Raw genomic sequence first — 21,778 nt, forward strand, 5'->3', positions numbered from 1 at the left:
GTTCACCGATGCACGCCCCGTCAACCGGCCCGAGCCCGACCCACCGACCCGAGCCGATCAGCCGGCGCGAGCCGATCCGCCGCGTCGTCCGGTCCGAGCCCTGCCCGCACCTTCAACCCGGAGGCACCCCGCGCCCCCCCCCGATTCACCACTGCCGGTAAGGGTTCTCGCCGTTTCCATTGCCGGGGATGTGGGGGCTGCCGCTGTTGCCCGGGAGATGAGGGCTGCCCCCACTGGACTGCGGGCCCGGGCCGTTCGGCTGGGGGCCGCACTGTTCGGCGTCTCCCTTGTCGTCCTTGGGTGTCACCCGTCGGTGCGCCCCGGAGCCGCCCCACGTGGGCGTCCGCAGCCGCGAGGTGACGTCCTCCGGCGGCAGGAAGCGCGACCAGCGTTCGGGGAACTCGGACGGCATGTCCGGGTCGTCGGGGTCGTCCGGGAAGGTGTCCCGCGCGGCCGTGGCCCGTGCGACGTACTCGGCGACCTGGGCGTGCCGCACCCGTTCGTTGGCCTCACGGGCGGCGGCCGTCGCGGCGGCCGGCCAGACCCGGTCGATCGCGGCGTTGACCGCCGCGCCGACCAGCACGGCGAAGGCGGACACGCCGATCCAGAGCATGACGGCGACGGACGCGGCGAGGGAGCCGTAGATCGTGGCGCCCTCGATGGTGTGCACCAGGTAGATGCGGAGCAGGAAGCTGCCGAACACCCACATCGCGAGGGCCACCAGCGCGCCGGGCACGTCCTCGATCCAGGGCGAGCGCACCGGCACGGACACGTGGTAGAGCGTGGTCAGGAAGACGACGGACAGGACGATCACGACCGGCCAGTACAGGACCTGTACGACCGTCTCCGACCAGGGCACCACCCGTACCACCGCGTCCGGTCCCGCGACCATCAGCGGCAGCGCCACCGAGCCGATCAGCAGGGCCACGATGAACAGCACGAAGGACATGATCCGGGTGCGGACGATGCCCCGGACGCCGTCGAGGCCGTACATGACGGTGATGGTGTCGATGAAGACGTTCACCGCGCGGGACCCCGACCACAGGGCGAACAGGAAGCCGAGGGAGATGACGTCGGGCCGGCCGCCCTTGATCACGTCGTGCAGGATCGGTTCGGTGATCTCCTTGACGCCCTTGTCGGACAGGACGGTCCGGGAGGCGTCGAGGAGGTTGGTCTCCAGGCTGCCGATGGTGTGCGCGCCGGTCCAGGTGTCGACGTAGGCGAGCAGCCCGATGAGGCAGAGCAGCAGCGGGGGCACCGACAGCAGGGTGAAGAACGCGGCCTCGGCGGCGAGACCGAGGATGCGGTACTCCATGCAGGAGTTGACGGTGTCCTTGAGCAGCAGCCAGGCGGTCCTGCGCTTGGATACGTTCCGGTAGAGAGCGCGGGCCCGGTGGAGCCGTCCGACCGGCCGTTCGGGGGAATCACTTGCTGGCTGCACGACCCAAAGGTATCCGCAGCGAGCGCCCCTCCTCACCTCGCGGGGCGTTCCGGCGACCGCCCGCGCACGACCCGCACCCGGCTGTCCCGATTCCTCCCACCGCCCCGGACACCACCCGGGACCCCGGGTCACCCTGGGGGCCCGCACTGCCGCCGTTCCGGGTAGGTTCGCCACCATGGCAGGCTTCTCCACCCACACCGTGACGAACCAGCCGCCCCCACTGGCCGGCCACGACCTCTTCGCCACCGACCGCGCGCTGGTGGACGCCGTCGAGCGGCACACCCCGGGCGAGCTGCTCGGCGAGGTGCGCGCGGAGCTGTCCGCGCTGGGGCGGGCCGGGGGCTCGGCGCAGCTCCAGGAGTGGGGCGCACAGGCGAACGAGCAGCCGCCCCGGCTCCGTACCCATGACCGGTACGGCCACCGGATCGACGAGGTGGAGTTCCACCCGGCCTGGCACCGGCTGCTCGGCAAGGGCGTCTCGGCCGGGCTGACCGGCGCCTGGGCGCGGCCCGCGGGGCATGTGCGCAGGGCGGCCGGGTTCCTGCTGTGGAGCCAGGTCGAGGCGGGCACCTGCTGTCCGCTGTCCATGACCCACGCGGCCGTGCCCGCGCTGCGCGCCGACCCCGCGCTCGCCGCCCGGTGGGAGCCGCGGGTGACCTCCACGGTGTACGACCCCGAGCTGCGGCCCGCCGCGCGCAAGCCCGGCGCGCTCTTCGGGATGGGCATGACCGAGAAGCAGGGCGGCAGCGACGTGCGCGCGAACAGCACCCGGGCGCGGCCGCTCGCGGAGGCGGGGACCTACGCGCTCACCGGGCACAAGTGGTTCTGCTCCGCCCCGATGTCGGACGCCTTCCTGGTGCTGGCGCAGGCGTCCGAGGGGCTGACCTGCTTCCTGGTGCCGCGGGTCCTGGACGACGGCACGCGCAATGTGTTCCTGCTCCAGCGGCTCAAGGACAAGCTGGGCAACCGGTCCAACGCCTCCGCCGAGGTCGAGTTCGACGGCACCTGGGCGCGTCGGGTCGGCGAGGAGGGGCGCGGGGTGCGGACCATCATCGGGATGGTCGCGGCGACCCGGCTGGACTGCGCGCTGGGCTCGGCGGGCCTGATGCGGCAGGCGGTGGCGCGGGCGGTGCACCACTGCGCGTACCGGGAGGCGTTCGGCGGACGGCTGCTGGACAAGCCGCTGATGCGCAATGTGCTCGCGGACCTCGCGCTGGAGTCGGAGGCGGCGACCGCGCTGGCGCTGCGGCTCGCGGCGGCGTACGACGACGGCGGTGAGCGGGAGCGCGCCTTTCTGCGGCTCGCGGTGCCGGCCGCCAAGTACTGGATCACCAAGCGGTGCGCGCCCGTCGTGGTGGAGGCCGCCGAATGCCTGGGCGGCAACGGGTATGTGGAGGAGTCGGGGATGCCCCGGCTGGTGCGCGAGTCGCCGCTCAACTCCGTGTGGGAGGGCGCCGGGAACATGCAGGCGCTCGATGTGCTGCGGGCGCTCCAGCGGGAGCCGGGGGCGCTGGACGCGTGTCTGACGGAGATCGGGCGGGCGCACGGCGCCGACCACCGGCTGGACCGCGCGGTGCGGGACCTGTTCACCGAACTCGCCGATCTGGAGGGCGCGGAGGGCCGGGCGCGGCGGCTGGCGGAGCGGCTCGCGGTGGTGCTCCAGGGCTCCCTGCTGGTGCGGCACGCGCCGCCTGCGGTCGCGGACGCCTTCTGCGCGTCCCGGCTCGGCGGCGATCACGGCGGGACGTTCGGCACGCTGCCGGGGGGTCTGGACCTGGCGTCGGTGGTGGAGCGGGCGCGGCCGGTCTCCTGAATCGCCGTGTCCCCCGCGGAGTTGGGCGCCCTGGCCGAAAACCGCCGGTGCCCGGCCGGGGGTGGTGCTGCGCCGACACGGCACCACCCCCGCCACCTGGGCCTGTTGCGGCCCGTGGACGCCACGCGGGGCGTCCTGGTCAAGTCTCGGCCGGGATCGGACGGTTCACCAGGGTTGCAGGGGGTTGCAACTTGTTGGCGCACATGCGCGGAGTCTGTGCCTCCGGCCTGCCCGGCCCGGCAGTATAGGAGGCACGACCGACCGGAAAGCGCCGCCCGGACGGCTGGAAGAATGTGTACGACCCCCCGCTCCGGGAGGAGAACCCGTGGTGAACCCGCCGATGAACGTGGCGCGCCTGGCCGCCCTGGACGCGACGCAGGCGGCGCGGGTGCTGAGCGAAGTGCGCGAGGCGGCGCTCGCCGGGCAGCGGGTGCCGCTCGCACCGCGGCCGGTGATCGAGCAGTCCTGGGGGCGGATGCTGCGCAGCGGCGTCGACCCGGACCGCGACTTCAGATCCGGGCTGCTGCCGCCCGAGGAGGTGCGCAGGCGGCGGGAGGAGTCGCCGCTGCGGCATGTGCTGCCGGTGCTGCGCGAGGGGCTGCTTTCGGTCGCGGACGTCGCCCAGCACATCATGGTCGTCGCGGACGCGGACGGACGGGTGCTGTGGCGCGAGGGGTCCGCGCCGGTGCTGCGCAAGGCGGACGGGCTCGGCTTCGAACTGGGCGCGGACTGGCGGGAGGACGTCGTCGGCACCAACGGGGTGGGCACCCCCGCGGTCGTACGGCGGCCGGTACAGGTGTTCGCCGCCGAACACTTCGTACGGTCGCACACCTCCTGGACGTGCACGGGGGCGCCGATCACGGATCCGCGGGACGGGCGGCTGCTCGGGGTGGTGGATGTGAGCGGCCCGCTGGAGACCATGCATCCGGCGACCCTCTCCTGGGTGGACGCGGTGGCGAAGCTCGCCGAGGCGCGGCTGCGGGAGTTGCATCTGGGCTCGCTGGAGCGGCTGCGGGCGGTCGCGGCGCCGGTGCTGGCCCGGCTGGACGGGCGGGCGCTGGTGGTGGACCGGGACGGCTGGTCGGCGGCGGTGACCGGGATGCCGTATCTGCGGCGGGTGGCGCTGCCCAAGTCGCTGGTCCCCGGCCGCCGGTGGCTGCCCTCGCTCGGCTGGTGCGCGGCGGAACCGCTCGGCGAGGGCTGGCTGCTGCGCGCCGACGAGGAGCCGGGCGCGCCGGCCGCCTCCCGTGTCGTACTGGACCTGTCCCGGCCGGAGCGCGCCGCGGTGACCGTGTCGGCGTCCGGCTCGGCGGGCGCCTGGTCGCGGGAACTGAGCCCGCGCCACGCCGAGTTGCTGTTCCTGCTGACCGAACACCCGGGCGGGCGCGGGGCGGCGGAGCTGGCCGGGGACCTCTTCCAGGACCCGTCACGTACGGTGACGGTGCGGGCGGAGATGTCGCGAATCCGGCGCTATCTCGGGGGACTTCTCCAGCATCGGCCGTATCGTTTCTCTGATGCGGCCGATGTCGAGGTCGTCCTCCCCGAGAACCCTCGTGACCTGCTGCCCCGCTCCACGGCGGCGGTGGTGGCGCACCGGCGGGCGGCCCCGCCGGCGGAGCGGCCGCGGCCCGCGTGACGGCGGGGGCATGACGCTTGCGGCGTGACTTCCGGGTATTTGCGGGGTCTTCGCCCTGCGCGGACCGTTACTGCCGTAGCATCCCCTACGGGCCCGACCGCGCTGTCAACGCAGCGACCGGGGGGCGCAGTTGACCCGCCTCGGCCGGGGGGCCGGGGCGACGGCGCGCGCCGGAGCGAAAGGGCCCTGACGAGGGGACGACATGAAGCAACGCGGCAGACATCGTCGGCGCAGGCGGGGCACGGCCCTGCGTGCCGTACTGACCGGGACCGCGCTGGCCCTGACCGCGGCCGCCACCCTGATCAGCACCTCCCAGGCGCAGGTCACCGAGCGCCCCGGCGCGCTCAAGCCGCTCACCTCCCCCGCGGACACCGGCCTGCTGCGGCTGCGCGAGCAGCTGGTGCCGGCCCGCACCCTGGACACCCTGGCCGCCTCGATGGGCCGGCCGGTCGGCGTGGACACCGTGCTCCGGGGCGCGGACCGCACCCTGCGCGAGGGGTCCGACTGCGACGATGCCGACCGCGCCTCCCTGCCCGTTTCGCCCTCCCCCGCTCGCGCCTACTGCTGGGACCCGGCCGACACCGGCGCCACGGACTGGCGGCCGGCCTCGGTGACCACGTCCGGGGACGCCGGCGGCGACGGGGTGCCGGGCGCCCACCGGGTCCTGCTCAGTGGCTGGACCCACAGCACCCGCACCGGCCCGGACGCCGAGCGCGGTCTCGCCCGGGTCGCCGTCGTGGACGCCGACGACCCGGACCGGCTCGCCTATCGCTGGGTGCTGCTGGTGGTGCCGGTGGACGGCGGCCGCGACTACCGGGGCCTGGGCTCCCGGGTCTCCTCCATGGTCTGGTACCAGGACAAGCTGCTGGTCACCGCCCGCCGGGGCGGCTCCGCCGTGCTCTATGTGTACGACCTCGACCGGATCCAGCGCACCACGGTCGACGGGCCCGCGATCGGCCGGGTGCGCGGCGGCTGGTCCGCCGACGGGTACGGATATGTGATGCCCGCGATCGGCAGTTACAGCTACACCGCGGGCCGCTGCTCGGCCACCGGGGCGCCCTGTCCGAGCGCGCTCGCCCTGGACTCGGGTACGGCACCGGCCAGTCTGGTCGCCGCGGAGTGGACCTCGCCCGGCGGCGAACGGCCCGCCCGGCTGTGGCGGTACGCGTTCAGCACCGACCCGCGCCGCGCGGGGCTGCTCGCCACGAACGCCGAGGGCCGGGTGGACGCGATGGAGGAGTACCGGACCAAGGTGACCGGGATCCGGGGCGTGCTGTCGTACCGGGAGACCGGCGCCCCGCGCACGTCCTGGTATGTGGGACGGCTGCCCGGTTCGCAAGACGGGCACGGCGGGCTGTGGCGGCAGGACACCCGGGGCGCGAAGGCGGCGGAGTGCGGCGCGGACGCCACGCACCGCTGCTGGGCCGAGTCCGCGGGCTCCCTGTCGTACGGGCGGGAGACCGGTGAGGTGTGGTCACTGTCCGACCGGATGCTGTTCGCGGTGCCGCTCGCGGAACTGGACCGGTCGCTGGGCTGACCCGCCGGGCCGCCCGTTCCCGGCCTGACCTCGCGCAAAGGGGGTCGGTCGATCGACAGACACCGGGACGGGATGATTCCCTGGCCCGCATGAGCAGCGTCCCTGTCACCACCTGGTATCTGGAGCAGACGTCCCCGGCCGATCTGCTGCCCGCCGCCGCGCCCGAAGGCGATGTGCGGATCGTACGGGCCGAGGTGCCCTCCCCCGAGTTCAACCGGTTCCTCTACACGGCCGTCGGCGGGGACATCCGCTGGACCGACCGGCTCGACTGGCCGTACGCGCGCTGGCAGGAGCTGCTGGAGAAGCCCGGCGTCGAGACCTGGGTGGCGTACGACCGCGGTACGCCGGCCGGGTTCATCGAGCTGGAGGCACAGGACGACGGCGCGGTGGAGATCCTCTACTTCGGGCTGCTCCCCGCCTTCCGCGGCCGTGGCATCGGCGGGCATCTGCTGGCCCGCGGCACCGCCCGCGCCTGGGACCTCGCCGAGCGTTGGCCGGAGCTCGCGCCCACGAAGCGGGTATGGGTGCACACATGCGACAAGGACGGCGAGTTCGCCATGGCCAACTACCAGCGGCGCGGCTTCAAGCTGTACGACACCCGGGTCGAACTGGAGCCGGACGTCCCGAACCCGGGCCCCTGGCCGCGCGCCTACCCTGCCTGACCTGCCCCGACAAGCCGTCCCGCGCCGCATGTGAGCCAACACACCCTTGTCCCGCGATACGAGACAAGGGTGTCCACATGACGGAAGAAGCTGGACTCTGTCCAGATCGCCGTGACACGCTGCCGTCATGCCTGGAACTGGAATTGCCTTGGTGAGTCGGCGGCACGTCGACCTCGGCCGCATGTCCAGCGCCATCTGTCCGGCGAGCTGACCTTTACAGCACCGCCGCTCCCCCGCACCCCGCTCGACCGCTGCCCGCGCCCGGCCCCATCTCCCGCCGTGCGCTTACTTTCGCGCAGGTCAGAGCGTTTCAGCGCCGCTTCTCCCTGTCCACAGCCTGTCCGAAGGACGTAGCAATCATGGCCGCCTCCCCACAGCAGCCCGCCGCCTCCGCGCCCCGCCGCAAGGTGAGCCGTCACCGCGGTGAGGGCCAGTGGGCCCAGGGCCACTTCACGCCGCTCAACGGCAACGAGCAGTTCAAGAAGGACGACGACGGTCTCAACGTACGGACACGTATTGAGACGATCTATTCCCAGCGCGGCTTCGACTCCATCGATCCGAACGATCTGCGCGGCCGGATGCGCTGGTGGGGTCTGTACACCCAGCGCAAGCCCGGGATCGACGGCGGCAAGACCGCGATCCTGGAGCCGGAGGAGCTGGACGACGAGTACTTCATGCTGCGGGTGCGGATCGACGGCGGCCGGCTGACCACCGGGCAGCTGCGGGTGATCGGTGAGATCTCCCAGGAGTTCGCGCGCGGCACCGCCGACATCACCGACCGGCAGAACATCCAGCTGCACTGGATCCGGATCGAGGACGTGCCGGAGATCTGGCGGCGGCTCGAAGCGGTCGGCCTGTCCACCACCGAGGCGTGCGGTGACACCCCCCGCGTGATCCTCGGCTCCCCGGTCGCGGGCATCGCCGAGGACGAGATCATCGACGGCACCCCCGCCATCGAGGAGATCCACCGCCGGGTCATCGGCAACCCGGCGTACTCGAACCTGCCGCGCAAGTTCAAGTCCGCGATCTCCGGCTCGCCGCTGCTCGATGTGGCGCACGAGATCAACGACATCGCGTTCGTCGGCGTCGAACACCCCGAGCACGGGCCCGGTTTCGACCTGTGGGTCGGCGGCGGGCTGTCCACCAACCCGAAGATCGGGGTCCGGCTCGGCGCCTGGGTGCCGCTGGCGGAGGTCGCCGACGTCCATGAGGGCGTCATCTCGATCTTCCGCGACTACGGCTACCGGCGGCTGCGCAACCGGGCCCGGCTGAAGTTCCTGGTCGCCGACTGGGGCGCGGAGAAGTTCCGGCAGGTGCTGGAGGACGAGTACCTGGGACGCAAGCTGACCGACGGACCTGCGCCCGCGCAGCCCGTGCAACGCTGGCGCGACCATGTCGGGGTGCACCGGCAGCGGGACGGCCGTTTCTACGTCGGGTTCGCGCCGCGCGTCGGCCGGGTCGACGGCACCACGCTCGCCAAGATCGCCGAGGTCGCCGAGGCGCACGGCTCGGGCCGGGTGCGCACCACCGTCGAGCAGAAGATGATCGTGCTGGACGTCGAGCAGGACCAGGTCGAGTCGCTGTCCTCGGCCCTGGAGTCGCTCGGCCTCACCGTCTCCCCCTCCTCCTTCCGGCGCGGCACCATGGCCTGCACCGGCATCGAGTTCTGCAAGCTCGCCATCGTGGAGACCAAGGCGCGCGGCAGCGCCCTGATCGACGAACTGGAGCGCCGGCTTCCTCAGTTCGACGAGCCGCTGACCATCAACCTCAACGGCTGCCCGAACGCCTGCGCCCGGATCCAGGTCGCCGACATCGGCCTCAAGGGCCAGCTGGTCCTGGACGACGACGGCAACCAGGTCGAGGGCTACCAGGTGCACCTGGGCGGCGCACTCGGCCTGGAGGCGGGCTTCGGCCGCAAGGTGCGCGGTCTGAAGGTCACCTCGGACGAGCTGCCCGACTACATCGAGCGGGTGCTGCGGCGCTATCTGGCCGAGCGCGCGGACGGCGAGCGGTTCGCCGTCTGGGCGGCCCGCGCCGATGAGGAGGCCCTGGCGTGAGCGAGCGCGCGGCCCCCTTCTACTGCCCCTACTGCGGCGACGAGGACCTGCGGCCCAGCGAGCAGGGCCATGGTGCCTGGGAGTGCGGGGCGTGCAACCGGGCGTTCCAGCTGAAGTTCCTCGGACTGCTCGCGCAGGGCCTGCGCCGAGCCGACGACCAAGAGGACGGGCGGACATGACGACGGATCAGAAGCCGCGCACCGACGACGAGTTGCGGGCCCTCGCCGAGCGTGCGGGGCGGGAGCTGGAGAACGCCCCGGCACTGGAGATCCTGCGCTGGGCGGTGGACACCTTCGGGGCGGGGTTCTGCGTCACCTCCTCGATGGAGGACGCCGTGGTCGCCCATCTCGCCTCCCGGGTGCGCCCGGGCGTGGACGTGGTCTTCCTGGACACCGGCTACCACTTCCCGGAGACCATCGGCACCCGGGACGCGGTGGCGGCGGTGCTGGACGTCGACGTCATCACCCTCACCCCGCGGCAGACGGTGGCCGAACAGGACGCCGAGTACGGCCCGCGGCTGCACGACCGCGACCCGGACCTGTGCTGCGCCCTGCGCAAGGTGCGCCCGCTGGAGAAGGGCCTGGAGGACTACCGGGCCTGGGCGACCGGTCTGCGCCGCGACGAGTCCCCGACCCGGGCGAACACCCCGGTGGTCGGCTGGGACGAGAAGCGGCGCAAGGTCAAGGTCTCCCCCATCGCCCGCTGGACCCAGGACGACGTGGACGCCTATGTCACCGAACACGGCGTCCTCACCAACCCGTTGCTGATGGACGGCTACGCCTCCATCGGCTGCGCCCCCTGCACCCGCCGGGTGCTGGAGGGCGAGGACGCGCGCGCCGGACGCTGGGCGGGGCGCGCCAAGACCGAGTGCGGGCTGCACGGATGACGCTCCCTCAGCCAAAGACACAGACGCAGCCACAGCCACGACCACAGACACAGACACAGACACAGACACAGACACCGTCTCAGACTCAGGAGAACGACGTGACCACCGGAGCCACCGTCTGGCTCACGGGTCTGCCGAGTGCCGGCAAGACCACCATCGCCCATGAGCTGGCGGGCCGGCTGCGTGCCGGGGGCCGCCGGGTCGAGGTGCTCGACGGCGACGAGATCCGCGAGTTCATCTCCGCGGGCCTCGGTTTCTCCCGCGCGGACCGGCACACCAATGTGCAGCGCATCGGCTTCGTCGCCGAACTGCTGTCCCGCAACGGTGTGCTGACCCTCGTACCGGTGATCGCGCCGTACGCGGACAGCCGGGACGCCGTGCGCGAGCGGCACGAGGAGAACGCCACCCCGTACCTGGAGGTGCATGTGGCGACCCCGGTCGAGGTGTGCAGCGTCCGTGATGTGAAGGGGCTGTACGCCAAGCAGGCCGCGGGTGAGCTGACCGGGCTGACCGGTGTGGACGACCCGTACGAGGAGCCCGCCGCGCCCGAGCTGCGCATCGAGTCGCAGCACCAGAGTGTGCAGGAGTCCGCGGCCGCCGTGTCCGCCCTGCTCAGCGAGAGGGGACTGATATGACCACGCTCGCCGAGGTCGAGGGCGGTACGGGCAGCCCGTACGCCCTGTCGCACCTGGACGCGCTGGAGTCCGAGGCCGTGCACATCTTCCGTGAGGTGGCGGGCGAGTTCGAGAACCCGGTGATCCTGTTCTCCGGGGGCAAGGACTCGATCGTGATGCTGCACCTCGCGCTGAAGGCGTTCGCGCCGGCGGCGGTGCCGTTCTCGCTGCTGCACGTGGACACCGGACACAACTTCCCCGAGGTGCTGGAGTACCGGGACCGCGCGGTCGATCGGCACGGGCTGCGCCTCCATGTGGCCTCCGTGCAGGACTACATCGACCGAGGGGTGCTCAAGGAGCGCCCGGACGGCACCCGCAACCCGCTCCAGACGCTGCCGCTGACCGAGAAGATCCAGTCGGAGAAGTTCGACGCGGTCTTCGGCGGCGGGCGCCGGGACGAGGAGAAGGCCCGCGCGAAGGAGCGGGTGTTCTCGCTGCGCGACGAGTTCTCCCAGTGGGACCCGCGCCGCCAGCGCCCCGAGCTGTGGAACCTGTACAACGGCCGGCACGCGCCCGGTGAGCACGTCCGGGTGTTCCCGCTGTCGAACTGGACCGAGCTGGATGTGTGGCAGTACATCGCCCGCGAGGGCATCGTGCTGCCGCGGATCTACTTCGCGCACGAGCGCGAGGTGTTCGCGCGGTCCGGTATGTGGCTGACGGCCGGCGAGTGGGGCGGCCCGCGCGAGGACGAGCCGGTCGTCAGGCGCCTGGTGCGCTACCGCACCGTCGGTGACATGTCCTGCACCGGCGCCGTCGACTCCGACGCGACGACCCTGGACGCCGTCATCGCGGAGATCGCCGCCTCCCGGCTCACCGAGCGGGGCGCGACCCGAGCCGACGACAAGCTGTCCGAGGCCGCGATGGAAGACCGCAAGCGCGAGGGGTACTTCTAACCATGACCACGACCACCGAGGCGCTGGCGGCGACCGCCACGCTGCTCAGGTTCGCCACCGCCGGCTCCGTCGACGACGGCAAGTCCACCCTGGTCGGCCGGCTGCTGCACGACTCCAAGTCGGTGCTCACCGACCAACTGGAGGCCGTGGAGCGGGCGTCGGCGAACCGCGGGCAGGACGGCCCCGATCTCGCGCTGCTCACCGACGGGCTGCGCGCCGAGCGGGAACAGGGCATCACGATCGATGTGGCGTACCGCTACTTCGCCACGCCCCGGCGGCGGTTCATCCTCGCCGACACCCCCGGCCATGTGCAGTACACCCGCAACATGGTCACCGGCGCCTCCACCGCCGAACTGACGGTGATCCTGGTCGACGCCCGCAACGGGGTGGTCGAGCAGACCCGCCGGCATGCCGCGATCGCCGCCCTGCTGCGCGTCCCGCATGTGGTGCTGGCCGTCAACAAGATGGACCTGGTCGGCTACCGGGAGCCCGTCTTCGCGGCGATCGCCGAGGAATTCACCGCCTACGCCACCGAGTTGGGCATCCCCGAGGTCACCGCGATCCCGATCTCCGCGCTCGCCGGGGACAACGTGGTGGAGCCGTCCGCGCACATGGACTGGTACGGCGGCCCCACCGTCCTTGAGCACCTGGAGACCGTCCCGGTCAGCCATGACCTGGCGCACTGCCACGCCCGGCTGCCCGTGCAGTACGTGATCCGGCCACAGAGCGCCGAGCACCCCGACTACCGGGGTTATGCGGGCCAGATCGCGGCGGGCAGCTTCCGGGTCGGCGAGCAGGTCACGGTGCTGCCGTCCGGGCGGACCACCACGATCTCCGGCATCGACCTGCTGGGCGAGCCGGTCGACGTCGCCTGGACCACCCAGTCCGTGACCCTGCTGCTGGCCGACGACATCGACGTCTCGCGCGGCGATCTGATCGTGCCGACCAAGGACGCGCCGCCGACCACGCAGGACGTGGAGGCGACGGTGTGCCATGTCGCCGACGCCGCGCTGACCGTCGGTCACCGGGTGCTGCTCAAGCACGGCACCCGGACCGTCAAGGCGATCGTCAAGGACATCCCGTCCCGGCTCACCCTGGACGATCTGTCCCTGCACCCGCATCCCGGGCTGCTCGCCGCCAACGACATCGGGCGGGTGAAGATCCGTACCGCCGAGCCGCTGCCCGTCGACGCCTACGCCGACTCGCGCCGCACCGGCTCCTTCATCCTGATCGACCCCGCCGACGGCACCACCCTCACCGCGGGCATGGTCGGCGAGTCCTTCGCCGCGCCGGAGCCCGTCAAGGACGCGGCCGACGACGACGGCTGGGACTTCTGAGCATGAACGCACCCGATGTCTACTCCACGTTCGCGAAGGAGGGCGGCCGCGTCGGCAGCGGTGCCCTCGGCAGCGGGCAGGGCGGGGTCGGGCGATGTGTGCGCTGACGTACGCGCACCGCTCGCGCGCCCTCACCCCCCACAGACGAAGACCTGCCGACCTCCCGGCCACGACCTGAGAGACCGTGACCCGCCGGGCCAACGAGAGGAACACCTCCCGTGCCTGCCATCAACTCCCGCCTCCTGCGCCGCTCGATAGCCGCGCTCGCCGCTCTGCCGCTGCTCACGCTCGCCGCCTGCGGCTACGGCTCCGACGCCAAGAGCGACGACACCGCCAAGGTCGCCGCCGGCGCCAAGAAGATCGACGGTCTCGGCTCCGTCAAGATCGGCTACTTCCCTAACCTGACGCACGGCACCGCGCTGGTGGGCCGGGAGCAGGGCCTGTTCCAGAAGGAACTGGGCGCCACCAAGGCCGACTACGCCACCTTCAACGCCGGGCCCTCCGAGATCGAGGCGCTGAACTCCGGCTCCATCGACATCGGCTGGATCGGCCCGTCCCCGGCGATCAACGGCTACACCAAGTCCGACGGCAAGTCCCTGAAGATCATCGGCGGTTCGGCGTCCGGCGGGGTGAGGCTGGTCGTCAACCCGAAGAAGATCACCTCCCTGAAGGACGTCAAGGGCAAGAAGATCGCCACCCCGCAGCTGGGCAACACCCAGGACGTGGCGTTCCTCAACTGGGCCGCGGAGCAGGGCTGGAAGGTCGATCCGCAGAGCGGCAAGGGCGATGTCACGGTCGTCCGCAGCGACAACAAGGTGACCCCGGACGCCTTCAAGTCCGGCTCCATCGACGGCGCCTGGGTGCCGGAGCCGACCGCGTCCAAGCTGGTCTCCGAGGGCGGCAAGGTGCTCCTGGACGAATCCTCGCTGTGGCCGGGCGACAAGTTCGTGATCACCAACATCATCGTGCGCCAGGCGTTCCTCAAGGAGCACCCGAAGGCCGTCGAGGCGGTCCTGAAGGCGTCCGTCGAGGCCAACAAGTGGATCAACGCCAACCCGGAGCAGGCGAAGCAGGCCGCGAACAAGCAGCTCGCGGCCGACTCCGGCAAGGCGCTGCCCGCCGAGGTGCTCGACCCGGCGTGGAAGTCCGTCCAGTTCACCGACGACCCGCTGGCCGCCACCCTCGACACCGAGGCGGCGCACGCGGTCAAGGCCGGTCTGCTCAAGAAGCCGGACCTCAAGGGGATCTACGACCTGACGATCCTCAACCGGGTGCTCAAGACCGAGGGCAAGAGCCCGGTCGACGCCGCCGGCCTCGGCACCAGCTGACGCCCGCCCCGAAGACGTCCCAGGAGGTGACGACCATGGCCACGACCCTCGCCAAGGCCGCGCGGTCGGTGGAGTACGCCGCACGCCTTGAGCATGTCTCGAAGTCCTTCGCCACACCGGGCGGGTCCCAGCTCGTCCTGGACGACATCAGTCTCGATGTCGCGCCCGGCGAGTTCGTCACCCTCCTGGGCGCCTCGGGCTGCGGCAAGTCCACCCTGCTCAATCTGGTGGCGGGCCTGGACGAGCCCACCACCGGCGCCATCCGCACCGACGGCCGCCCCGCGCTGATGTTCCAGGAACACGCCCTGTTCCCCTGGCTGACCGCCGGCAAGAACATCGAACTCGCCCTCAAACTAAGGGGAGTTCCCCGCCCCGAGCGGCGCGGCAAGGCCGAGGAACTCCTCGAACTCGTCCGCCTCCAGGGCGCGTACGGCAAGCGGGTGCACGAACTGTCGGGCGGTATGCGCCAGCGGGTCGCGATGGCCCGCGCGCTCGCCCAGGAGAGCCAACTGCTGCTGATGGACGAGCCGTTCGCGGCCCTGGACGCCATCACCCGGGACGTGCTGCACGACGAGCTGACCCGGATCTGGTCGGAGACCGGCCTGTCCGTGCTGTTCGTCACCCACAATGTGCGCGAGGCGGTGCGCCTCGCCCAGCGGGTGGTGCTGCTGTCCTCCCGTCCTGGCCGGGTGGCCCGCGAGTGGGAGGTCGGCATCCCGCAGCCGCGCCGTATCGAGGACGCGCCCGTGGCGGAACTGTCCCTGGAGATCACCGAAGTACTGCGTGGGGAGATCCGCCGCCATGGCCAGCACTGACACGACACCCACCGACGCCCCGGCCGCGGGCAGCGTGGAGGCGGGCCTCGACGCACTGGAGACCACCCAGTCCAGCCGCATCCCCTTCCGCAGGACCCTGATCGACAAGATCCTGCCGCCGCTGGCCGCGATCGCCGTCGTCCTGCTGGTGTGGCAGGGCCTGATCACCCTGAAGATCGTGGACGACCCGACGAAGCTGCCCACGCCGGGCGCGGTCTGGGGCGCCTTCCGCGACGACTGGCTCCAGGGCAAGCTGCTCGGCTACATCTGGACGTCCGTCTCGCGCGGTCTGCTCGGCTTCTGCCTCGCCCTGGTGCTCGGCACCCCGCTGGGGCTGCTGGTGGCCCGGGTGAAGTTCGTGCGCGCCGCGATCGGTCCGATCCTGTCCGGTCTCCAGTCGCTGCCCTCGGTCGCCTGGGTGCCGCCGGCCGTGATCTGGCTGGGTCTGGACAACTCCATGATGTATACGGTGATCCTGCTCGGCGCGGTGCCGTCCATCGCCAACGGGCTGGTGTCCGGCGTGGACCAGGTGCCGCCGCTGTTCCTGCGCGCGGGCCGTACGCTCGGCGCCACCGGCGTCAAGGGCACCTGGCACATCACCCTGCCGGCCGCGCTGCCCGGCTATGTGGCGGGCATGAAGCAGGGCTGGGCCTTCTCCTGGCGCTCCCTGATGGCCGCCGAGATCATCGCGAACTTCCCCGACCTGGGCACCGGCCTCGGCCAGCTCCTGGAGAACGCCCGTACGGCCAGCGACATGGCCATGGTGTTCGAGGCCATCCTGCTGATCCTGTTCGTCGGCATCGCCATCGATCTGCTGATCTTCAGCCCGCTGGAGCGGTGGGTGCTGCGCAGCCGCGGTCTGCTGGTGAAAGGCTGATCCGGATGCAAGCGCCCGTGCTCCTCGTCATCGCCCACGGCAGCCGCGACGCGCGGCACGCCGCCACCGTGCACGCCCTGGTGGAGCGGGTGCGCGCGCAGCGCCCCGGGCTGCGCGTGGAGACCGGCTTCCTGGACTTCAACGTGCCGTCCGTACAAGGCGTGCTGGAGTCCCTGGCGGCGGAGGGCGTCCGGGACGTGGTGGCGCTGCCGCTGCTGCTCACCCGCGCCTTCCACGCGAAGGCCGACATCCCGGCGGTGCTGCGGGCGGCCCCGGCGCGGCTGCGGATCCGGCAGGCGGCGGTGCTCGGCCCGTCGCCGCTGCTGCTCACGGCGCTGGAGCGACGGCTGTACGAGGCCGGACTCAGCCCCGCCGACAAGTCCTCGACCGGGGTCGTCCTGGCCTCGGCGGGATCCAGCGACCCGGAGGCGATCGCGGTGATCGCCGATATCGCGCGGGAGTGGTGGCACACCGGTTGGTGCGCCGTGCGGCCCGCGTTCGCCTCCGCCTGTCTGCCGCGCACCGAGGACGCCGTACGGGAGCTGCGCGCGCTCGGCTGCGCGCGGGTCGCCGTCGCCCCGTACGTCCTGGCCCCCGGCTTCCTGCCGGACCGCATCGCGCGCGGCGCGGCCGGAGCGGATGTCCTCGCCGAGGTGCTGGGGCCCGCGCCGGAGGTGGCGCGGCTGCTGCTGCGCCGGTACGACGCCGCGTGCCGCCCGGCGCTCCAGGCGCTCGGCGCCTGAGGGGCCGCCGCCGTCCGGGCGCGGCCCGGTGTCACAGCCCGAGGGCCTGCACCAGCTGCCGGGTGTAGGCGAGGCTGGCGGTGCCGGCGGACGCCCCGATGCAGATGTCGTCCAGGGCGGAGCGGATGCGGCCGCGGTTGGGCGGCAGTCCGTCGTCGGCGGACTCCGCGAACGCCGCCTCGATGATCTGGCCCTGCCGGACGAGCCCGGGGCACTCCCTGCGCAGTGCCTCGGTGAGCCGGGCGGAGACCGCGATCAGGGTCTGAAGCGGTGGCGTGCCGTGGGTCAGGTCGAGGCCGACGAACTCACCGTACTGTCCAGGTCCGTTGAGGTGTCCGTAGTCGTAGGTGCTCATGTCCTGTCCTCGCTCGTGGATCAGAGGTAGGCCGAAAATCGCCACTCCGCGGGTGCCCGGGTGTCCGCCTGCGGCCCCGGACGCGGGAGCGGAACGGCGTGCACACGCTCCGGTGGGGGGATGGGTGGTGTCGTTCCGGCCGTCCGGCGTGCCTCACCCTAGGGACAACGGGACGGAGTTGTCGCGTTGTTCGCGGACCCGCCCCCTTACGGGTGAGGACCGTGGTAAAAGCCGTCGCGGTCCGGCGTTCCCCTGTGACGTCGGACCGCGACGGCACTCCGTTCTGCGCCCCGGGTGATCGGGATGTCACAGGGGAAGGTCAAGTCGACCCCCCGCAGGGGCAGTTATCAGCCACACCGGCGGGGGTCTGTTCGAACTCCGGTTCACAGGAAGCGGAGTTCGCCGTTCATGACCGTCCGCCGCCGCTTCGCCGGAGGTTCAGGCCGCTGCCTTCCGCGCCTGGTCGGCCAGCCGGACCAGGTCGGTGAGCGGCAGGGAGCCGGGCGCCCGGTGCTCACGGGCGAAGGTGCCGGCGAGGCGCTGGAGGAGTTCGTTCAGCGGGGTGGGCACGCCGTGCAGCCGGCCGAGGAGGGCGATCTCGCCATTGAGGTAGTCCGCCTCGATGCTGCCGGTGCCGCGCGCCAGGGACTGCCAGGAGGAGCCGCCGCCGCGCGGGGCGCCCGCCAGCGGGACCAGGGCCACCTTGTCGCCGCGCACCGCGCGCTGCACCTCGACGCTCGCGTGGTCGATTCCGGCGGCGGCCAGTACGGCCTCCCCCTCGGCCCGTACCCGCGCGTACAGCCCCTCGGCGGCCGGGCCCTCGATGGGGCCGCTCAGGGCCTCCTGGGCGTTGGCGAGGTTGCCGAGCAGCTTGGCGTACTGCCAGCGGGCCACGTCCGGCACGACCGGCGCCTCGAAGCGCGCGTCCGCGAGGTCGGCGGCGATCCGCCGGGCGGTGTCGTCGGTGCCGCCCTCGGCGCGGCCCAGATGGAGGATGCCGGTGAGCGGGGCGCCGGGGGCGGAGACGACGCCGGGCTCCACGAAGGTGGACGGCAGCCAGACGCAGACGCCGTACACCCGGCGGAAGCGGCGCAGCGCGATCCGGGGGCTCTCCACGCCGTTCTGGAGGCAGAGCAGCGGCAGCCGCTGCCCCGCGGTGCCGCCGCCCGCCACCGGGGCGGCCGCCCAGGCGTCCAGTGCGGCCGCGGTGTCCTGGGTCTTCACGGCGAGCAGCAGGACGTCGTCCGCGCGCAGTTCGCCGAGCGGCTCCGGGCCCTCGACGGCCGGCAGCCGGTACGTCAGCTCCCCCTCGGGGACGCGCAGTCGCAGCCCGTGTTCGGCGAGTGCCGTCAGATGTCCGCCGCGGGCGACCAGGACGACCTCGCGTCCGGCCTGGGCCAGCCGTCCGCCGACGGCGCCGCCGACCGCTCCCGCTCCGATCACGATGTAGCGCATGGACCCGATCCCATCACAGGAGATCACGCCTCGGGCGCGGTCAGCTCGGCGAGTTTCACCACGGTGTTCCAGTTCCGGCTGGTGGCGACGAGGTCCTTGGCGGCCCGCGGGCGGCCCAGCGCCTCGGCGAGCCGGGAGCGGCCGAGGCCGTCGGGGGCGTACAGGTACAGACAGCGGTCGCCGAGGCGGAACTCCTCGGGAAGGAGGGCGACTTGGTCGAGGTGCGCGTAGCGGTCCGGGGTGACGGGCGCGGAGAAGTAGGTGACGTGCAGCTGCCGGGCTGCCAGTTCGGCGGCCGGGAAGGGGCAGGCGCGGACCACCTCGGCCAGATAGGCGTGGTCGCGCACCAGTACGTCCACCGGGAAGCCGAAGCGGTCCTCGATCGCCCGGGCCAACTCCCCCGCCAGGGACTCCTCGTCACCCCGGTCGGTGGTGAACACGGCCTGTCCGCTCTGGAGATGGGTGCGCACCCCGGTGTGGCCGAGGGTGTCGAGCAGGGCGCGCAGATCGGCCATCGGGAGCTTCCGGTTGCCGCCGACGTTGATCCCGCGCAACAGCGCCGCATAGGTCGTCACACGGTCAGCTTAGAGCGGCCGTCGTGCCCCGTGGGGGCGGGCACGACGGCCGGGGCCCGGCCCCCGTGGGGCGGGCTGCGCGAAACAATGCCGGTTCGGCGGGGGCCGGATCAACCTCTGCACACAGCTGTGACTTGTTCAACAAGCTTTCGTAATCACAAAGTGGATCTCTGACGGCGGAACGGACATCCCATGACGCCCGGCGGGGGGCCGGCCCGCCCGGGTGGGAGACTGACCGGGGGGAACGGCAAGTGCCGGCTCCCCGGGACGGCTCGGCGAGGACGGCACGGAGGCACCACGATGGACGAGGCACGGGCGCGGGACGTACTGGCCGCGGCGGGCGTGCCCGCGGCGGGGGCCGGGGACGCGGTGCTGCTCGCGCTCGGCGAGAACGCGGTGTTCGCCGCCGGTGACCTGGTCGTCAAGGTGGGCCGCGACGCCGAGCTGCTGGCGCGGGCCCGGCGCGAGCTGGACATCGCCGGGTGGCTCACCGGGGCGGGGGTGCCCGCGGTGCGGGCGGCCGAGCCGGAGCCGCGGCTGGTCGAGGGCCATCCGGTGACGGTGTGGCACCGGCTGCCGGACGCCGTACGCCCCGCCGAGCCGCGCGACCTGGCCGGGCTGCTGCGCCTGGTGCACGCCCTGCCCGCGGCGCCGTTCGCGCTGCCGCCGCGTGAGCTGCTGGGCGGGGTGGAGCGCTGGCTGCGGCTCGCGGGCGAGGCGATCGATCCCGAGGACGCGGCCTATCTGCGGGCGCGCCGGGACGGCTTCGCGGCGGCCGCGGCCGCGCTGGCGCCCCGTCTGACGCCGGGTCCCATCCACGGCGACGCGCTGCCCCGCAATGTCCACATCGGGCCGAAGGGGCCGGTCCTGGTGGACCTGGAGACCTTCTCCTCCGATCTGCGCGAGCACGACCTGGTGGTGATGGCCCTCTCCCACGACCGGTACGGGCTGCCCGCCGAGGCGTACGACGCCTTCACCGAGACCTACGGCTGGGACGTGCGCGAGTGGGAGGGCTGCTCGGTACTGCGCGGCGCCCGCGAGACGGCCAGCTGTGCCTGGGTCTCCCAGCACGCGCCCAGCAACCCCAAGGCTTTGACCGAGTTCCGCCGCAGGGTGGCGTCGCTGCGGGACGGGGACGAGTCGGTGCGCTGGTACCCCTTCTGATCACACCGTCCTGATCGCCCTGTCCTCGTCACACCGCCTCGGGCGTCAGCTCCCGCAGCGGCCACAGTCCGTCCACCACCGCCGTCGCGTCGCCCTTGCGGCGCAGGAAGGCCTGGAAGTCGGCGGCCCATTCGGCATACCACTCGATCTGCCTGCGGTGCAGTTCGGCCGGGCCGAGGGCGGCGATCTTGGGGTGTCGGACGGCTATCGCGGCGGCGAGGCGGGCCGCGGCGAGGGCGTCGGCGGACGCGTTGTGCGCCGCGTCCAGGACGATGCCGTACTCGGCGCAGACCGCTTCCAGGTTCCGCTTGCCGCGGCGGTAGCGGTCCGCCCGGCGGTCGATGGTGTACGGGTCGATCACCGGCGCGGGCGCGGCTCCGCCGAGACGGTCGGCGAGGGACGGCAGCCGGTGGCGGCGCAGCTCGGCGGAGAGCAGGGTGAGGTCGAACGCCGCGTTGTAGGCGACGACCGGGACGCCCGTCTTCCAGTACGACACCAGCGCCTCGGCGATGGCGTCGGCGACCCGGTCGGCGGGCTCGCCCTCGGCCGCCGCCCGTTCATTGCTGATCCCGTGCACGGCGACCGCGTCCGCCGGGATCTTGACGCCCGGATCGGCCAGCCACTCCCGGTGGCCCAGCGGCTCACCGGCCCTGACCTCGATCACCGCGCCGGTGACGATGCGTGCCTCGCGCGGATCCGTGCCGGTCGTCTCCAGGTCGAAGCCGACCAGCAGCTCCTGGTGCCAGCCCATGGGCGGTCCCCCTTCTCGATGGTGCGTTCCCCCAGTGGTCTCCACCCTCGCACGGGGCACTGACAATCAGAGGACCGCGTTCCGCTTTGCGACGGAGCCCGGGGAACGGATCAGGACACAGGGCGCGAATCCGCCCATGCCAGTTCGAATTCCTCGCGGTATGTCGGGAACAGCCCGGCTTCGCCCGCGTCGTCCGGCTTCACCAGGCGGCTGCCGTTGCGCAGCACCAGGACCGGTGACTCCATCCCGCGCGCCCCGCGCAGATAGGACTGCACCACGGCGACGCCGTCGGCGCCGTCGCCGTCCACCAGATAGGCGGTGAAGCGCGGCGTCTCGTCGTACACCTGGATCTGGAAGGCGTCCGGGTCGCGCAGCCGGGAGCGCACCCGGCGCATGTGCAGGATGTTCATCTCGACCGAGCGGCTCAGTTCGCCCCGCTTCATCCCGAGTTCGCGCTCGCGGCGCTTGACCGAGCTGGAGGCGGGGTTGAGGAAGAGCAGCCGGATGCGGGAGCCGGACTCGGCGAGCCGGACCAGGCGCCGTCCGGAGAAGTTCTGCACCAGCAGGTTGAGGCCGATGCCGATGGCGTCCAGGCGGCGGGCGCCGCCGAAGATGTCCTCGGCCGGGAACTGGCGCATCAGCCGGACCCGGTCGGAGTGCACGGCGACCACATCGGCGTACCGGTCGCCGACCAGGTCCTCGACGGCGTCGACCGGCAGCCGGCGCGCGGAGGGCACGTCGCCGTCCGCGCCCAGCATCTCCAGGAGGCGGGCCGAGGC

At 72.5% G+C, this 21,778-nt stretch carries 21 protein-coding genes and 1 pseudogene; 16 read left to right on the top strand and 6 right to left on the bottom strand.

Annotated features, from left to right (window positions below):
- Nucleotides 1–145 precede the first annotated feature (145 nt).
- The gene (locus CCN72_RS15825; protein ID WP_244174247.1) at nucleotides 146–1,441 is read right to left on the bottom strand and encodes a YihY/virulence factor BrkB family protein; all 1,296 of its coding nucleotides are present in this window, start codon (nucleotides 1,439–1,441) and stop codon (nucleotides 146–148) included.
- 175 nt (nucleotides 1,442–1,616) lie between these two features.
- Here CCN72_RS15825 and CCN72_RS15830 point away from each other — a divergent pair, with 175 nt between their 5' ends.
- The 15 genes and pseudogenes from CCN72_RS15830 to CCN72_RS15900 all read left to right on the top strand — a co-directional run bounded on the left by CCN72_RS15830 (nucleotide 1,617) and on the right by CCN72_RS15900 (nucleotide 16,699).
- Nucleotides 1,617–3,254, top strand: coding sequence for an acyl-CoA dehydrogenase family protein (locus CCN72_RS15830; protein WP_086808070.1), 1,638 nt, complete (start codon nucleotides 1,617–1,619; stop codon nucleotides 3,252–3,254).
- A gap of 340 nt (nucleotides 3,255–3,594) precedes the next feature.
- A complete protein-coding gene (locus CCN72_RS15835; RefSeq protein ID WP_202442952.1) occupies nucleotides 3,595–4,890 on the top strand; it encodes a GAF domain-containing protein in 1,296 nt (431 codons plus the stop codon).
- A gap of 202 nt (nucleotides 4,891–5,092) precedes the next feature.
- Nucleotides 5,093–6,427: a hypothetical protein gene (locus CCN72_RS15840; protein ID WP_086808072.1), complete on the top strand. Its 1,335-nt coding sequence runs from the start codon at nucleotides 5,093–5,095 to the stop codon at nucleotides 6,425–6,427.
- An 89-nt stretch (nucleotides 6,428–6,516) separates the two neighbouring features.
- Nucleotides 6,517–7,089, top strand: a complete 573-nt coding sequence (locus CCN72_RS15845) for a GNAT family N-acetyltransferase (protein ID WP_086808073.1) — start codon at nucleotides 6,517–6,519, stop codon at nucleotides 7,087–7,089.
- 127 nt (nucleotides 7,090–7,216) lie between these two features.
- On the top strand, nucleotides 7,217–7,300 hold the full coding sequence (locus CCN72_RS41535) for a putative leader peptide (RefSeq protein WP_310739661.1): 84 nt from the start codon (nucleotides 7,217–7,219) through the stop codon (nucleotides 7,298–7,300).
- Nucleotides 7,301–7,448: 148 nt separating this feature from the next.
- Entirely contained in the window at nucleotides 7,449–9,146 is a 1,698-nt protein-coding gene (locus CCN72_RS15850; RefSeq protein ID WP_086808074.1) for a nitrite/sulfite reductase, read from the top strand.
- Nucleotides 9,143–9,325: a hypothetical protein gene (locus CCN72_RS15855; protein ID WP_086808075.1), complete on the top strand. Its 183-nt coding sequence runs from the start codon at nucleotides 9,143–9,145 to the stop codon at nucleotides 9,323–9,325. The genes CCN72_RS15850 and CCN72_RS15855 overlap by 4 nt, the downstream gene beginning before the upstream one ends.
- Nucleotides 9,322–10,032, top strand: coding sequence for a phosphoadenylyl-sulfate reductase (locus tag CCN72_RS15860; protein WP_086808076.1), 711 nt, complete (start codon nucleotides 9,322–9,324; stop codon nucleotides 10,030–10,032). The genes CCN72_RS15855 and CCN72_RS15860 overlap by 4 nt, the downstream gene beginning before the upstream one ends.
- 86 nt (nucleotides 10,033–10,118) lie before the next feature.
- A pseudogene (gene cysC / locus CCN72_RS15865) lies at nucleotides 10,119–10,667 on the top strand (adenylyl-sulfate kinase); the annotation flags it as partial.
- On the top strand, nucleotides 10,664–11,599 hold the full coding sequence (gene cysD, locus CCN72_RS15870; RefSeq protein ID WP_086808078.1) for a sulfate adenylyltransferase subunit CysD: 936 nt from the start codon (nucleotides 10,664–10,666) through the stop codon (nucleotides 11,597–11,599). The pseudogene cysC and the gene cysD, both read left to right, overlap by 4 nt.
- A 2-nt stretch (nucleotides 11,600–11,601) precedes the next feature.
- Nucleotides 11,602–12,936, top strand: a complete 1,335-nt coding sequence (locus tag CCN72_RS15875; protein WP_086808079.1) for a sulfate adenylyltransferase subunit 1 — start codon at nucleotides 11,602–11,604, stop codon at nucleotides 12,934–12,936.
- A 218-nt stretch (nucleotides 12,937–13,154) separates the two neighbouring features.
- Nucleotides 13,155–14,264 (top strand): aliphatic sulfonate ABC transporter substrate-binding protein, encoded by a 1,110-nt coding sequence (locus CCN72_RS15885; RefSeq protein WP_086808080.1) that lies wholly within the window; start codon nucleotides 13,155–13,157, stop codon nucleotides 14,262–14,264.
- Nucleotides 14,265–14,299: 35 nt separating this feature from the next.
- Nucleotides 14,300–15,079, top strand: a complete 780-nt coding sequence (locus CCN72_RS15890) for an ABC transporter ATP-binding protein (RefSeq protein ID WP_086808081.1) — start codon at nucleotides 14,300–14,302, stop codon at nucleotides 15,077–15,079.
- Nucleotides 15,066–15,956 carry an ABC transporter permease gene (locus CCN72_RS15895; RefSeq protein WP_086808082.1) on the top strand — a complete coding sequence of 297 codons (891 nt, stop codon included), beginning with the start codon at nucleotides 15,066–15,068 and terminating at the stop codon, nucleotides 15,954–15,956. Before CCN72_RS15890 ends, CCN72_RS15895 begins: the two co-directional genes overlap by 14 nt.
- A 5-nt stretch (nucleotides 15,957–15,961) precedes the next feature.
- Nucleotides 15,962–16,699, top strand: a complete 738-nt coding sequence (locus CCN72_RS15900; RefSeq protein ID WP_086808083.1) for a sirohydrochlorin chelatase — start codon at nucleotides 15,962–15,964, stop codon at nucleotides 16,697–16,699.
- Between the two features lie 31 nt (nucleotides 16,700–16,730).
- Here the strand turns inward: CCN72_RS15900 and CCN72_RS15905 are convergent, their stop codons facing one another.
- The 3 genes from CCN72_RS15905 to CCN72_RS15915 all read right to left on the bottom strand — a co-directional run bounded on the left by CCN72_RS15905 (nucleotide 16,731) and on the right by CCN72_RS15915 (nucleotide 19,084).
- Nucleotides 16,731–17,054: a hypothetical protein gene (locus CCN72_RS15905; protein WP_086808084.1), complete on the bottom strand. Its 324-nt coding sequence runs from the start codon at nucleotides 17,052–17,054 to the stop codon at nucleotides 16,731–16,733.
- A 438-nt stretch (nucleotides 17,055–17,492) separates the two neighbouring features.
- Nucleotides 17,493–18,509 (bottom strand): ketopantoate reductase family protein, encoded by a 1,017-nt coding sequence (locus tag CCN72_RS15910; protein WP_086808085.1) that lies wholly within the window; start codon nucleotides 18,507–18,509, stop codon nucleotides 17,493–17,495.
- 23 nt (nucleotides 18,510–18,532) lie between these two features.
- Nucleotides 18,533–19,084, bottom strand: coding sequence for a DUF1697 domain-containing protein (locus CCN72_RS15915; RefSeq protein ID WP_086808086.1), 552 nt, complete (start codon nucleotides 19,082–19,084; stop codon nucleotides 18,533–18,535).
- Nucleotides 19,085–19,384: 300 nt separating this feature from the next.
- Here CCN72_RS15915 and CCN72_RS15920 point away from each other — a divergent pair, with 300 nt between their 5' ends.
- Nucleotides 19,385–20,248 (top strand): aminoglycoside phosphotransferase family protein, encoded by an 864-nt coding sequence (locus CCN72_RS15920; protein ID WP_086808087.1) that lies wholly within the window; start codon nucleotides 19,385–19,387, stop codon nucleotides 20,246–20,248.
- A gap of 28 nt (nucleotides 20,249–20,276) precedes the next feature.
- Here CCN72_RS15920 and CCN72_RS15925 read toward each other — a convergent pair whose 3' ends face one another.
- Both CCN72_RS15925 and CCN72_RS15930 read right to left on the bottom strand, forming a co-directional pair.
- On the bottom strand, nucleotides 20,277–20,999 hold the full coding sequence (locus tag CCN72_RS15925; RefSeq protein ID WP_086808088.1) for a 3'-5' exonuclease: 723 nt from the start codon (nucleotides 20,997–20,999) through the stop codon (nucleotides 20,277–20,279).
- Nucleotides 21,000–21,109: 110 nt separating this feature from the next.
- Nucleotides 21,110–21,778: DUF5919 domain-containing protein (locus tag CCN72_RS15930; RefSeq protein WP_244174248.1), on the bottom strand; the 669-nt coding region annotated here is incomplete at its 5' end.

It is taken from the genome of Streptomyces murinus, from assembly GCF_002154555.1.
GTDB lineage: Bacteria > Actinomycetota > Actinomycetes > Streptomycetales > Streptomycetaceae > Streptomyces > Streptomyces murinus.

Coding starts and splice junctions, on each gene's coding strand:
- CCN72_RS15830 (WP_086808070.1), top strand. CDS start 1,617: ATGGCAGGCTTCTCCACCCACACCGTGACGAACCAGCCGCCCCCACTG.
- CCN72_RS15835 (WP_202442952.1), top strand. CDS start 3,595: ATGAACGTGGCGCGCCTGGCCGCCCTGGACGCGACGCAGGCGGCGCGG.
- CCN72_RS15840 (WP_086808072.1), top strand. CDS start 5,093: ATGAAGCAACGCGGCAGACATCGTCGGCGCAGGCGGGGCACGGCCCTG.
- CCN72_RS15845 (WP_086808073.1), top strand. CDS start 6,517: ATGAGCAGCGTCCCTGTCACCACCTGGTATCTGGAGCAGACGTCCCCG.
- CCN72_RS41535 (WP_310739661.1), top strand. CDS start 7,217: ATGCCTGGAACTGGAATTGCCTTGGTGAGTCGGCGGCACGTCGACCTC.
- CCN72_RS15850 (WP_086808074.1), top strand. CDS start 7,449: ATGGCCGCCTCCCCACAGCAGCCCGCCGCCTCCGCGCCCCGCCGCAAG.
- CCN72_RS15860 (WP_086808076.1), top strand. CDS start 9,322: ATGACGACGGATCAGAAGCCGCGCACCGACGACGAGTTGCGGGCCCTC.
- cysD (WP_086808078.1), top strand. CDS start 10,664: ATGACCACGCTCGCCGAGGTCGAGGGCGGTACGGGCAGCCCGTACGCC.
- CCN72_RS15875 (WP_086808079.1), top strand. CDS start 11,602: ATGACCACGACCACCGAGGCGCTGGCGGCGACCGCCACGCTGCTCAGG.
- CCN72_RS15890 (WP_086808081.1), top strand. CDS start 14,300: ATGGCCACGACCCTCGCCAAGGCCGCGCGGTCGGTGGAGTACGCCGCA.
- CCN72_RS15895 (WP_086808082.1), top strand. CDS start 15,066: ATGGCCAGCACTGACACGACACCCACCGACGCCCCGGCCGCGGGCAGC.
- CCN72_RS15900 (WP_086808083.1), top strand. CDS start 15,962: ATGCAAGCGCCCGTGCTCCTCGTCATCGCCCACGGCAGCCGCGACGCG.
- CCN72_RS15905 (WP_086808084.1), bottom strand. CDS start 17,054: ATGAGCACCTACGACTACGGACACCTCAACGGACCTGGACAGTACGGT.
- CCN72_RS15910 (WP_086808085.1), bottom strand. CDS start 18,509: ATGCGCTACATCGTGATCGGAGCGGGAGCGGTCGGCGGCGCCGTCGGC.
- CCN72_RS15920 (WP_086808087.1), top strand. CDS start 19,385: ATGGACGAGGCACGGGCGCGGGACGTACTGGCCGCGGCGGGCGTGCCC.
- CCN72_RS15925 (WP_086808088.1), bottom strand. CDS start 20,999: ATGGGCTGGCACCAGGAGCTGCTGGTCGGCTTCGACCTGGAGACGACC.